10 protein-coding genes are annotated in these 13,013 nt (G+C 64.8%); 7 read left to right on the top strand and 3 right to left on the bottom strand.

Annotation, left to right across the window (positions count from 1 at the left end; all coding sequences use genetic code 11):
- The first annotated feature begins 56 nt into the window (after positions 1–56).
- Positions 57–1,541, top strand: a complete 1,485-nt coding sequence (locus tag JJQ90_RS20645; RefSeq protein ID WP_216878145.1) for an HlyD family secretion protein — start codon at positions 57–59, stop codon at positions 1,539–1,541.
- Positions 1,542–2,096: 555 nt separating this feature from the next.
- On the top strand, positions 2,097–4,469 hold the full coding sequence (locus JJQ90_RS20640) for a DUF2235 domain-containing protein (protein ID WP_216878144.1): 2,373 nt from the start codon (positions 2,097–2,099) through the stop codon (positions 4,467–4,469).
- Between the two features lie 119 nt (positions 4,470–4,588).
- Here the strand turns inward: JJQ90_RS20640 and JJQ90_RS20635 are convergent, their stop codons facing one another.
- Positions 4,589–5,500 (bottom strand): HNH endonuclease, encoded by a 912-nt coding sequence (locus JJQ90_RS20635; RefSeq protein WP_216878143.1) that lies wholly within the window; start codon positions 5,498–5,500, stop codon positions 4,589–4,591.
- A gap of 40 nt (positions 5,501–5,540) precedes the next feature.
- Entirely contained in the window at positions 5,541–6,515 is a 975-nt protein-coding gene (locus tag JJQ90_RS20630; RefSeq protein WP_216878142.1) for a quinone oxidoreductase family protein, read from the bottom strand.
- A gap of 609 nt (positions 6,516–7,124) precedes the next feature.
- Between JJQ90_RS20630 and hxsB the strand changes: the two genes are divergently transcribed.
- The 3 genes from hxsB to JJQ90_RS27645 are packed head-to-tail and all read left to right on the top strand — an operon-like array spanning position 7,125 to position 10,623.
- Positions 7,125–8,744, top strand: a complete 1,620-nt coding sequence (hxsB, locus tag JJQ90_RS20625) for a His-Xaa-Ser system radical SAM maturase HxsB (protein ID WP_216878141.1) — start codon at positions 7,125–7,127, stop codon at positions 8,742–8,744.
- Positions 8,741–9,952, top strand: a complete 1,212-nt coding sequence (gene hxsC, locus JJQ90_RS20620; RefSeq protein ID WP_216878140.1) for a His-Xaa-Ser system radical SAM maturase HxsC — start codon at positions 8,741–8,743, stop codon at positions 9,950–9,952. The genes hxsB and hxsC overlap by 4 nt, the downstream gene beginning before the upstream one ends.
- The gene (locus JJQ90_RS27645; protein WP_377099628.1) at positions 9,892–10,623 is read left to right on the top strand and encodes a peptidoglycan-binding protein; all 732 of its coding nucleotides are present in this window, start codon (positions 9,892–9,894) and stop codon (positions 10,621–10,623) included. The genes hxsC and JJQ90_RS27645 overlap by 61 nt, the downstream gene beginning before the upstream one ends.
- Before the next feature lie 34 nt (positions 10,624–10,657).
- Here JJQ90_RS27645 and JJQ90_RS27640 read toward each other — a convergent pair whose 3' ends face one another.
- Positions 10,658–11,353: a DUF4236 domain-containing protein gene (locus JJQ90_RS27640; protein ID WP_216878138.1), complete on the bottom strand. Its 696-nt coding sequence runs from the start codon at positions 11,351–11,353 to the stop codon at positions 10,658–10,660.
- A 171-nt stretch (positions 11,354–11,524) separates the two neighbouring features.
- Between JJQ90_RS27640 and JJQ90_RS20605 the strand changes: the two genes are divergently transcribed.
- Together JJQ90_RS20605 and JJQ90_RS20600 are read left to right on the top strand one after the other, a co-directional pair.
- Positions 11,525–12,202: a vWA domain-containing protein gene (locus JJQ90_RS20605; RefSeq protein WP_216878137.1), complete on the top strand. Its 678-nt coding sequence runs from the start codon at positions 11,525–11,527 to the stop codon at positions 12,200–12,202.
- The gene (locus tag JJQ90_RS20600) at positions 12,199–13,005 is read left to right on the top strand and encodes a PP2C family serine/threonine-protein phosphatase (protein WP_329959489.1); all 807 of its coding nucleotides are present in this window, start codon (positions 12,199–12,201) and stop codon (positions 13,003–13,005) included. Before JJQ90_RS20605 ends, JJQ90_RS20600 begins: the two co-directional genes overlap by 4 nt.
- The last annotated feature ends 8 nt before the right edge of the window (positions 13,006–13,013 follow it).

Here is a 13,013-nt window from a genome sequence, read left to right as displayed (position 1 = left end):
CTGGGGCGGGCAAGACGCAGGCGGGCGTCTTCGGGAAGGGGCACAGGAGAGGCCGAATGAACGATCCCCGATTGGTCGACGGTAGCGCCAGCGGTGAAGGCGCGGACGCTGGCCAAGCACCAGACGAGGCTCTTCTCGCCCCTTTGGTGGCGGAAGTGGCCGCCCTGGAAAGTTCGCTGGCGGATGCACAGGCCACCGTGCGCGACGCGGGGGGGAGGCTCGAGGAGGCGCGCGCGAGCGAGGCAACCGGAGACCATATCACTGTCCGGGAAACTGACGTGGATGCAGCCCGGGCTGCCGAGAGGAAGATCAGCAGCGGTCTGGAGTCCGCTCGGGCAACGCTCCAGGCCCTCTCCGAGAAGCTGGCCCGCCTGCGCACCCTGGACGACGCATTCGCGGCAGCTGCGGCGCAGGCCTCTGCCGCCGAGGCCCGCGCCGCGGAAGCGAACATGAAGGCGCTGGATGCGGAGAAGCGAGCCGAACAAGCGGAGCGCTTGGCGAAGGGAGAGATTTCTGGAGGTGGCTTCAGCATCCGCGACTTGAAGGTCGGCGCCCTGGACAGCCGAGGCCGCTACGTCCTGCACATCCTCGCCGAGTCACCTGATCAATATGTTGTCTACCACGCCATCGACGAGAAGCCTGCGTCAAAGAAGAGCGAGCTCAACCAGCAGCTGAAGACATCGCGCATCGCCGTCCACCTCTCCGACGCCCCGGACATCATGAGGGAACAAGCCCAAAGACTGGCGACCGTCAGCGGGTTCCGCGCCGAGGTCAGCGCGCTGATTATCGGCCCGTGGCGAAATCCGGTGTTCGAGAGACGGTTCGCGGAGGCGCTTGGGACGACCGCCGAATTCGAAGCGGAGAAGGGCCGGAATCTGATGGAGGGTCTTCTCGCCGATCTGCGAGAAGAGAGCCTCCGGATAGGGCACGCCTGGCAGATGTTCTTTGCCGCCGCCGCCTGCATCGGCTTCGTCGCCCTCCTCTACCTCTTCAGTGAATGGATCTGGACTCCGTTCACGGAATCTCCCGCGACCAATGTGTGGGCTGCGGCCAAGGGTGGCGCGGTCGGCGCGCTCTTCTCGAGCGCGGTGCTCTTCCGCGAACGAAAGCTGGCTCCGGATAACGAGAAGATCCGGATCCTGCTCGATGCAACGGTCAGGATCGGCGCAGGCGTGATCGCGGGCGGCGCGTTGCTGCTTGCCCTCTCCTCCGGCTTCCTCGCCAAGCCGTTGGGTGGACAGGCCGACGCAATGACGATCGACAATTGGATGTACGTCCCTGTGCTAGGATTCCTGGCTGGCTTCGTTGAACGGCTTGTGCCCAGCCTTTTCAACAGCGTTCAGATCCAGCCTGGCCCCAATAACGCCGCCGGGCCCCCTGTTGGAAACCCCGGTGAGGCTGCGCCCGCGGGCGGCGATCGCGCTGGCGGGGCAGGGCGCGGCTCCGTCACACCTCCACCTCCGGGCGGTCACGGGCAGACATCGGGTCTCCCAGGCAGGACGGGCACGTCGAGTTCGGGGGACGGCAAGGGTCAGAGTTAGCCCATCGACGGGTTGGATCAGCCGCTCGGAGGAGCGCGATACAGGCCACCCCTGGGGCGGAGGGGCGGTGAATGGCCAAGTTTCGCACCGGCCGACATCAAGCCTTGACCGCATCGCCGACCACCCGATCAACCGCATCGGCGATCTGGCGCCCGGGAACCTTCGGCCAGACGCGGGCTGAGCACCGTCAAGCTGCCAATGCCGTAGCCGTCAGCGCACGCTTACGCTGCGGGCTACGTAGGCCATCGATTGAACACTTACGTGCCACCTTCGTTATGACTACGCTATCTCGATTATCGGTTGCTCTCGATTGAGAGATGGAAATTGTAGATGATCCGGCGCTACCCAAAGTCGTCCTCCAGAATCTGCCGCAGGCTGACACGCCGGGTTCGTCATTGGCAGAACGTGCACGGCCCGCAGCGTGAGGTCATCTTCTGTCAGGACCATCGGCCGGGTCTGCAGGGCCTCGACGGTCGTGCCGCGACGCGCAAAGGCCAAGCGGATTTGCGGCTCGGCTCTGGCGAAGTACTTCAGCCATCACGCGTGGAGTGAGGCATGGCGGAAAGCTCGGGTCGGAACATCGTGCTGCTTTCCGACGGAACTGGGAACAGCTCGAGGAGCCTGTTCCAGACGAATGTCCGGCGTGTCTACGAGGCACTTGACCTCGCGGACCCGAAGGACCCGAAGCACCCGCGGCAGTTCGCCTACTACGACGACGGCGTTGGCACGTCCTCCTTCAGGCCATTGGCACTACTTGGCGGGGCATTCGGCTTCGGCCTTTCAAGAAACGTCCGTGATCTTTACGCCTTCCTGTGCCGCACTTACCGGCCAGGTGACCGCATTTATGCCTTCGGCTTCAGCCGCGGTGCCTTCACGGTGCGCGTGACGGTCGGCCTGATCGTGAACCAGGGTATCGTCGCCCACGACGGCGACGAGGCGACCTTAGAGCGCAACGTCCAGGCCGCGTGGCGGGCCTACCGGCGCGAGAGATACGGCGGCCGCCCGCTGACCGTCGCCTGGCGCGTCGTGAGGGATGCCGTCATCGGCGCCTACGAGACGGCATTGGGAATGACGCCGTTCGCTGAGGTACCAAGGCACCGCATCGGCGAGGCTGGCGAGGGCACCATCGAATTCGTGGGTGTATGGGACACGGTGGACGCCTACGGGTTGCCCATTGAGGAGTTGACGCGTGCCGTGGACGTCGTGCTGTTCCCGTTCACCATGCCCAATGGCGACCTCGCGAAGGAGGTCAGGCGGGCGAGACACGCCCTGTCGCTCGATGACCAGCGGAATACCTTCCACCCGAGACTTTGGAACGAGAAGCTTGAGCAGGATCCCGACCGCATCCGCCAGGTCTGGTTCGCCGGGGTTCACGCGGATGTCGGTGGGGGCTACCCGGACGCTGGCCTCGCGCATGTGACGCTTGAGTGGATGCTGGCCGAGGCGGTGGCTGCGGTGCCTGGCCATGAAGGATTGCGCTTCTCAGAGGAGATTCGGGCCCGGCAGCGGGTTCTCGCGGATGAGAACGCGCCGATGCACGACTCCCGGGCTGGCCTCGCGAGCTACTACCGCTACAAGCCGAGGCGGCTCTCGTCGCTCGCTCACCAGCCCACGGGCCTCACCCGTGGATACGAGGTGGAGCTTAGGCGCGTCACCGTGCACGAGAGCGTGCTCCGCCGCATCTCCGTCGGGCAGGACGGTTATGCCCCAATCAGCCTTCCACCGTCCTTCCTAGTGCAACCCGTGGAGGCGGGCGCCGCAGACACCCGAAAGTCCGAGGCCTGCCTCTGGGACAATCAGAACCCTTCGGAGGCCGAGAACGATTTTGCCCGGCAGCAGGAGCACGTGTGGAACTTCGTCTGGTGGCGCAGGGTGGCCTACTTTACGACGCTCATAGGGACGACCTTCCTCGCGATCATGCCCCTGCACAAGGGCGTGGCAACCTGCTCGTCATGGGCATGCCCCCTCTCGCCGCTGCTATCAGCCGCCGAGCATGTTCTTCCCGGCTTTGCCAGCACCTGGACGCAAGTGTTCGCCTCACACCCGGCAACCACCCTCGCCGGAATCGCCGTCGTGCTCGCCGGAACGGTGACCGGGCGGCACCTTGATGTGCGAATCCCGGATGAGATGCGAAGGCTTTGGTATCGAACGAAGCTCAGGCCGGACCGCCATAGTGGTATGGTCGCCTTCGCCGAGCCGAGAGATCCGGGGCGACTGAACTCCGCCGTCCAGACGTTCAGGACATCCCAAGTATATTCGGCCTTCTGGGATCTCGCGGGGCGCATCGTCCTTCCAACGACAGCCTTCGCCTTCGGGGCGCTGCTCCTCCTGGGGGGCCTAAACGCGGCGCTCCTGTCCGCCATGGAGTCTGGCGAAGGCGTGTGTGGCAACTCGGAGGTAATGACAGAGGGCAGCACGTTCAGAACGAGCTCCCTTTGTCACCGGGTATTGGATAAGGCCGAAATGGGGGGCACCTACCTCATTCGCGTCACGATCCCGGCGCGAGATCCCGGCCCGTCCAAGCCGCCGCAGGATGGCTGCCAGCCGACCTCCCCCGCCGCTAGTGCCGAGTGGTGGGACTGCCAGATGCCCGCAGGCCCGAACGGCATCCACCGGGGCGCAGAAGAATGGTGGATGCCATTAGCGGTTCCATTCCGGCGCCACTTAGGCGAGCCGTGGCACAAGCTGATGGCGCGCATCGGGAACAACGGTTCAGACGTGTACGCGCCTGACTGGCGGCTCGCCCCGGACCAAGGCGCCACGACTTATCGGGCGCAGATACGCGCAAGGCGCTCTGGCCCGATCTATCTCTATGTCAACGACGCTGCACCGGTTCTGAGAATCGGTCAGTTCTATGGGTCCAATAATTGGGGGACCGCCGACGTCACGGTCGAACTCCTTGACCGAGAGGTGCCGCGACATGATTAACCGCTTGGCTGGGCCCGAGTAGGTCTGAATGGCCAATGCTTTGGCTCACATCCATGTGCACGGCGGCATGGCCTTGTTTGGCCGACTTGCATCCCGCGCACTGTCGCGCGTCCTTCACCTCAACCGGCCACAAATTCCTCTCTGTGGCGCCTGACGTAGTCTAGATGGGGCCACAGCCCGCGATCGGCAGGCAGGTGGATCTTGTCGAGCTGCCGCGTGAACAGGGTTCGGAGCTCTGAGGGCACCTTGTTGTGCGACACCAACAGGCCGTAGTTGTCAGTCAGCGAGATGAGGTGGCGGTCGAACAGCCAGTGCACTGTGGCCGAGAGCGCGATCCCGTTCTGGACGACATCGGGTCCGCCGCTTGCCACAGACCAGATATGTGCCGCCTGCACCTCAGCCCGGCCGCCACCGTTTACGATCCGCAGTCGCGTCACAGCGCATCGGCTGTCGTAGGCGGCGCACACCGCTCCTCGGAACGCAGCGTCGCGGATCTTGCGGTTCACGAGCAGCTGGACGATGCGCCGTTCCTGTTCCTCAGGTGACGCATGCAGTGCCGCTGCAGTGTCGACGTCAATCTCAGTCGGCGAAAGGCGCCTGGCAATTGCGTTCGCCGGGTCGAGCGTCGCTTGCAGTCCGGCTCTGGCGACGGCGCCGAACTCGGCGTCGGAGATGTTCCTGATGGACCTGCCCTGCAGTGCGGCGCCAATCCGCGACGGGTCGGGCACCGAGTTCAGCGTGACCTCGTAGAAGCCCGCTCCTCGCCGCAACGGCACCACCTCGTCGAAAGGCAGGAAGTCGCATAGCCATGCGTAGGAATGCTTCGGGCGCGCCGGATCGGGCGTGATCCGCTCGACGCGCGCGACCGCCACATAGCCCTCGCGGCCGCCGCCGCGCCGCGGTTCCCGGAACAACACCCAATCGCCTAGGGTGCGACGCGCAGCCTCGAGGTATCGGTCTGGGAAGTGGTAGCGGTGCGTGACATCGTCGTCGTACGATGTCACCGGCCGCGTGTCGAAGACGGCCTTCACGAGTTCCGGGATTCGGGAACAGTGTCCGTGCGCGGGTGGCTCACGGAATAAGTGCCAGCTTGCCGAAGTGCTGATTTGCCTTCATCTGTGCCAGCGCCTCGTTCACCTCGTCCAGCGCGTATGTCCGGTCCAGCGGGAGCGAGAGCTTCCCGGCTTCCAGCGCACCCCACAAGTCAGTCCGGGACCGGCGCACGATCTCGGCGACCTCCTCGGCGCTGCGGGTCCGGAAGGTCACGCCGACATAGGTGATGCGCCGCGCCGCATGGGTGTCGAAGTCGAACTCCGCCACGGTGCCGCCAAGACGGCCGACATTGACGATCCGCCCGAGAATGGCTGTCGCGCGCAGTGTCTGGGAGACGAGAGGCCCGCTGATCATGTCGACCACTGCGTCCACACCGCGGCCACCTGTCGCCTCCAGCACCTGGTCCACCCAGCGCGTGTCCGAGGTGTCCACCGCATGGGTGGCGCCGAACTCTGTAAGCCGCGCCCTGCGTTCGGCATTCGTCGAGGTGCCGATGACCGTGGTGGCGCCCATCAGTCGCGCCACCTGCAAGCCCATCAATCCGACGCCGGAGGAGGCGCCTTGGATCAGGATGCTGCGGCCGGGACCACACAGCCCATGGGTGACGACCGCGTCATGCATGGTCTGCAGAGCCAGTGGCAGCGTCGCCGCAACCTCCCAGGACATGTTGTTGGACGGCACAGGGAACAGGCGGTCCCAGTCAACGGCGCAGTACTCGGCGTAGGAGCCAGACATCGAGGCCATGACGCGCATGCCCGGTACGATGTGGGAGGGCACCTCCGACCCGACCTCGACAACCTCGCCCGCGCCCTCGATGCCGGGGATGGCGCCGGGCCCGCCCTGGTTGCCGTGCTTGTGGCCTGACGCCACACCCAGGTCGGCGCGGTTCAGGCCGATGGCACGCAGCCGGACCAGCACCTGACGTGGACCAGGGCGCGGATCAGGCACCTCCTTCACCACCAAACCGCCCTCGGCCACAACAGCTGCGCGCATCTGTTCTCTCCCCTGCTGTAGCGCCGTCGCCCTGCCTGCTGGCATGACGTCCCCGTTCCAGGCACCGGCCTGCCGCGAGATGACCCGCGTCGCGCGAGACTGCGGCACGATCTTACTGTTGACCATCCTGATGCTCGCCTGCCGAGGTCACGCTGTCGCCTCGTGCACAGGCATCAGCCGCCTCCTTCGGCGTCAACAGGCCGTCCCTCTCATGCAAAAGCTCCGGCACCGAGGAACTCGCCATAACGCTGAAGCCAAGCGCCGACAGAAGCCGCGACATGTGTCGGTGGCGCGGGCATTTACGTGCGCCGATGCTAAATGGGCGCCAAGCTCGCGACCGCTTTTGCAATGCCCGTTGGGACATAGCGTTCATTTCGCGAGACGAAACTGGTTGTGTGACATCGGCCTTGCTCTCTCGGCTGTTGAGAGCGTCACCGTTGAGAGCCGGTTCGAGGCGTGGTGTAGGCGCATCTCTCAACCAGTCCGCGGCGGACCCCTGGGCCATTAATGTCAGCCGCGCCCGAATTACTCGAATGCAGCTTCCCAATCAGATTGAGGCTGTGCAAGCTGAAGTAGTTGAGTGGTCGAATTAAATGGACAGTGAGCGTTATGACACCGGATGGCTTTTCTGCCTCGGCCGACGCTTTCGGAGAGCAGCCCAGCAACGCTCAACTCAGCCACGCGCGATGGAATGATGGCGACGCCTGGCGCAATGTCATCGCTACCGCCGCGCTTGGCGTGGGATCCAGCACCTTGCGGTCCCGCTTCGCGTCACGAGGACCGGGCGGCTTTGGTCTGCTCCCCGTCCGCAGCACCCGGCTCCCGTCATTGTCCGGAAGGCTGCTCGTCACGAACGAGGCTGGCGAGTTCGCCCTGCTGACCGAAGCTGAACATGCTGCCCTGCTGGATGGCACGCTTCCGCGGGGGACTGCCGCGTACGATGCGCTGTTGGCCCGGCACATGATCCACGAAGGGCAGGTCGCAGTGCCTTTGCGGCTTCTGGCGACCAAACTCCGCACCAAGAAGGCGTTCGTGCTTGAGGGGCCCAGCCTCCACATCATGGTGCCCACACTCCGGTGCGACCACTCCTGCGGCTACTGCCAGGTCTCGCGGCGCCGGATGGACGAGGCGGGCTATGACATGAGTCCGACCCACGCGCTGGCAGCGGTGGACCGGATACTTGAGTCCCCCGCCAAGGCACTGACGGTGGAGTTCCAGGGGGGCGAGCCTCTACTGGCTTTCGACGTCATCCAGCGCGTGACGGAGGAGGTCACGCGAAGAGCCGCGGGCCGCAGCGTGACTTTCTCCATGACATCGACGCTGCATCACCTGACCCCGGAGATTGCCGCCTTCCTCCGCGACCACGCCTTCCAGTTGTCCGCCTCCATTGATGGGCCTGCCGCGGTCCACGACAGCAACCGCCCAGTTCCTGGCGGCAACTCGCTTGCCAAGACACTGCAAGGCGTTGCTCTTGCCCGCGAGGTGCTCGGCCCCGCGAATGTAGCCGCGATCACCACGGTCACGCGCTCGGGGCTGGAGCAGCCGGAGGCGATGGTGAACGCGCTGGTGTCGCTCGGCTTCCGGTCACTGTTCCTGCGTTCGGTCAGCCCGTTTGGCTTCGCGGTCCGCTCAGCTCGTCGCACGGGCTACGACATGGCTGCGTTCTTGGCGTTCTACGAGCGCGCGCTGCGGCGGATCCTTGAGCTCAACCGAGGCGGATTGGCCGTGGAGGAGGCGTACGCTGCCGTTCTCCTCCGCCACATGCTGACCCCCTTTCACTCCGGCTATCTGGACCTTCGTTCTCCTGCAGGTGCCGGTCTCGGCGTACTCGTCTACGACCACGATGGGTCCGTCTACGCATCCGACGAAGGCCGGATGCTCGGCGCCACCGGCGATCCCACCTTCAGGCTCGGTGCAGTCACTGAGCCGCTGGCGCAGCTGATGGCGTCCGCCGCTATGGAGACGCTGGCGCGTGGCGGTGTTGCGGAGGAGCAGCCGGGGTGCCGCGACTGTGCCCTTGTTCCGTGGTGCGGCTCTGACCCGGTTCACCACCATGCCACGGCGGGCGACGTAGCCGCAGATCGACTGTCCAGCGACTTTTGCCAACGGCACATGGGCCTGTTCGACCTGCTGCTCGGCTTGCTTGAACACGGCGATGCCGCGACACGGGACGTACTGCTGAGCTGGGCGACGAGGCGGTGGGGTACGGACGGAGCGCCATTAGCATGAGCCTTCCGTTGCACACCCTTGCGCAGGTGGAGGGCCTCGGGCCGACGCCTAAGCTGCTAAAGCTCTTGGCTCTGCCGGAAGCGTTGGCAACCGAGCTCCCGCTCAACCGGGTTGCCGTGGACCTTCGACATCCGAGTTCCGGTAAGGTCCTGCTTGCCGCGCTGGCCGCCGCTGACTTCGGTGCTGCCTTCGGCACAATCGATCACGTGCCCGAAGCGCGCGAAGCCGGGCTACCGTTGATCCACTCGCTTCGACGCGGTGACGTCGCCGGATCAGGCGATGTCGTGCGGGTTGAGTCGAGCCCGGGACGGGTTGGCATCGTGCATCGTCGCGGCGCCAACGCGAATACCTTGCTCCTCACAGAGCGCTGCAACAGCCTTTGCGTCATGTGCAGCCAACCTCCTCGAGATGAGGATGACAGCTGGCGCCTTGCCGAGGCGCTCGACGTTATCCCGCTACTCGACCACGATATTGAGGTCTTGGGCATCACCGGCGGCGAGCCGACCCTCTTGGGCGAGGGGCTCGGCAGGTTGCTGGAAGTGGTTCGGGAACGCCTTCCATCGACCCGACTGCACATCCTGACCAACGGCAGACTCTTCTCGGATCCAGGGCTGGTTCGCACAGTCTCCGCAGGCGTCGATGCGGTCACCTGGGGCATCCCGCTCTATGCCGAGGTGGCTCGCGTACACGATGATGTCGTGCAGGCATCAGGTGCCTTTGACGAGACGCTGGAGGGGATCCACAACCTGGCGGAAGCTGGCCACGACGTCGAAATCCGCTTTGTCGCGCACGCCATGAGCCTTCCTCGGCTGCCTGCACTGGCGGAGTTCATTTGGCGCAACCTGCCATTCTCGGGGCACGTGGCGCTGATGGGTCTGGAGCCGATGGGGTACGCCCGCAAGAATCGAGACAGGCTCTGGGTCGACCCTGCGGATGCGGCAGCCACAGTCGCAGACGCTGCAATCTACCTGGCGCGCCGAGGGATGCCGGTTTCCATCTATAACGTCCCGCTTTGCCTCCTACCCAGACAGGCATGGCCTCTGGCACGCCAGAGCATCAGCGACTGGAAGCAGGATTACGCGGCCGAGTGCGAAGGTTGCGCCGTTCGGACTGCCTGCTGTGGCTTCTTCATATCTGCCGATGCCACATGGCGTGGTCAGCGCATACGGCCCCTCTCGGCCGCGGAAATGTCGGAGGCATCCGCATGACGAAAACTTGGAGCACCCTGGTGCGCCTGCTCTACAGGGCTCTGCCGGGGCTCGCCATCGCACCCTTCGGGTTCGGCGCAGCCCATGCCGCGACTGCTCCTGGCCCATCAGCGGCAACTGACGACGCTGGTCGTGGTCCGTTTGTCATGGAGTTGCAGAACCGCGTCGATGGCCCAGAGCTTTATGCACAGCACCGTAGCCACCGTAGCCATTCCAGCCACCGTAGCCATTCCAGCCACTACTCGGGATCCGGCTATCGCGGGAACAGCTACGCGCCTTCGCCCTCCTATGCTCCGCCACCGAGGTACATAGCCCCGCCCAGCTACGCCGCACCGCTGCGTTCGGCGCCAGTCCCGGCACCCGCCCCAGCACAGATCGTTCCTTCGAGCCCGCCGCCGCCAGCAGCCAGGTCACCCGGCAGCGGGCAAGCCGCGCGGCCTGCCCAGCAGGCACCGACGCAGGATGTTGGGACCTGCTCTACCGCAGGCGCCGTCATGGGAATGCGGGCGCAGGTCGAGCTCCGTGCGCTCGGCCTCTACACAGGTGCGATCGACGGGATCATGGGGCCGGGTACGCGTTCGGCTCTCGTGCAGTTCCAGAGATCCCGACGGCTGTCCGAGACGGGCACGCTCGACAACGCGACGCTCGCGGCTATGGGGCTTCGTTGCTGACAAAGTAGAGGTCGGTCGGCCTTTTTCGGTTCCGCTAGCGGAGGATGGAGCCGTGCACCCATCCCATGATTTCCCCGCTCGAGTCAGCGACCCTGTGCCAGGCACCCTCCTGGCCGACGATCTGGACCTGAGTTCCAGCATTCAGAACTCTGACGACTGAACCGGACCTCGACGCCGAAGCTCTGACATTGGCACCGGTTGTGGTCACGGCGTCCCTCAAGAACGTCGGACGTGGTGCACTTTCAGGCGGCCGGGCTACCGGCGAGGAAGGAGACGCAGACACAGGGGCGACGAGCGTAGGCCTTGATGCGGGAGAAGGAGGCGACGTCTGGAGCACCCGAGAGCTGGCCTCAACCGGGGATGCGGGGTCCTGCGAGACGGGACGATCTGGCTTCAGCACCAGGTACATGATCAGCGCCGCGACACCGACAAATGCGTATGTGCCGATAGAGCTCCGCCTAGCCGGTGCAGGCCCGGGCAAAGGGGGAGGTGAAGGCGATTGCGCGATGACCCTGGCTTTGACGGCTGACTGGCTCGGCTGGGCGCGAGGGGTGTGCGAACGATAGGACAGGCCCGTGCCGAACAGGCTGTAAGTTGTCGAGGTCCCGCGTTTTCCGACGTTGACCCTGACTCCGCGGCCGCCAAACGACCAGCTGGTTATACCTTTTGACCCGATGTTCATTCGGACGCCGGGCAGGATCTTGACGGATTTCCTAAAGCGCCAGCCCATGCCGTTACTCCCCTCCGAAACCAGCATAAACGGCGGTGCGGCGGCGACAATAGCCGTTATCGGCGACCACCGTCGCAGCGGGTCATGAAGCTGGTTTTAGCCGGGGCCGTTCCAGCCTTGTTGCTAAACTAGGTCAAAGTATATCCTGCCGCCCCTTAGGCAGGAACGACCATGAGCTTTTCCGATCAGATCCCCTTCGTCCCCCCTAGTCTCATTGAGAACCCCGAGCCGAGGTGTCCGTGCCTCCTGCTGCTCGACACTTCTGGATCCATGAACGGCAGGCCCATCGCGGCGCTGAACGACGGCCTACGAACCTTCAGGGAGGAACTGACCGGCGACGCCATGGCCTCCCAGAGGGTCGAGGTCGCCATGATGACCTTCGGACCGGTCAATGTCCTGTCGGATTTCGAAACCGCTGATGTCTTCCAACCCCCGACTCTGCAAGCTGGGGGCGACACCCCGATGGGCTCAGCAATCATGCAGGGCCTGGACATGCTGGAGACCCGAAAGGGCATCTACAAGCATGCAGGCGTTGCGTACTACCGTCCGTGGGTATTCCTCATCACTGACGGCGCGCCCACAGATAGCTATGCCGCAGCGGCCGAGCGCGTTCGTCAAGGCGACAACCCGGAGCGGAAGGCATTCAGCTTCTTCGCCGTTGGTGTCGAAGGCGCCGACATGAGTAAGCTCGGGCAGATCTGCAGCCCCAGCCGTCCGCCGTTGAAGCTGCAGGGCCTGAGCTTCCGCGAGTTGTTTACTTGGCTGTCGAGTTCTCTGGGGGGTGTTGCCCGTTCCCAGCCGGGCCAGCTCGTGGCCCTCCCGCCGCCATCTGGTTGGTCAGCAGTGTGATCACGGGGAGGAGCTGGCGGACTGCATTCGCTTCGTCAATCGGTACCTCGCACCAGAAGAACGGCACCCCATGCCAGGATGCCGGTGCCTGCCGGGTGGTGAAGGCTGCCGATGGAACGGAGGTCCTGGTCGCCGCGGTAAGCGACGGGGCTGGCACGGCCAAGCGATCTGATGTCGGTTCCGCGCTGGTCGTCGAGAGCTTCCTGGAGCGCTTCGCCCTGGCCGGAGCAGCATCATCCGACCTCAAGACGGTGGACCACGCCTTCGTAGAGGAATGGTTCGACGAAGTTCGCGACGCCATCGGGGCGCGTGCCGTCCAAGACGGTGCTGAGCCCAATGAATATGCATGCACCCTGCTCGGCGCCGTGGTCGGGCCGAGCATGGCCGCCTACGTCCAGATTGGCGACGGAGCGATCGTAGTCTCGACCGCAGAGGCTCAAGGCTATTCCTGGATCTTTTGGCCGCAGCATGGGGAGTACGCGAACAGCACCTACTTCATCACCCAGGACGGCGCCGAGCGCGTCCTGCAGTTCGAAGTCCAACCTGCAATGGATCAGATCGCGCTTTTCTCCGACGGCATCGAGCGCCTTGTGCTCGACATGTCGGCCAGGACCGTGCACGGCCCGGCGTTCCAGCCGATCTTCGAATGGCTCGCAGGGACTGAGCCTGACTACTCCGGGTGCGTTTCCCCAGGACTGCTAGCCTACCTCGACTCGGATCACGTCAATCGTCGCACTGACGACGACAAGACCCTCGTGATGGCAACCCGAGCGCTGCCGCCTGCCAGGACCGTGCTCCCGTGAAGCCGGGT

Origin of the sequence: Falsiroseomonas oleicola, from assembly GCF_019029495.1 — a bacterium.
Taxonomy (GTDB): Bacteria; Pseudomonadota; Alphaproteobacteria; order Acetobacterales; family Acetobacteraceae; genus Falsiroseomonas; species Falsiroseomonas oleicola.
The sequence above is the reverse complement of the archived record's forward strand: the minus strand, read 5'-3'. Positions and strand labels throughout refer to the sequence as shown.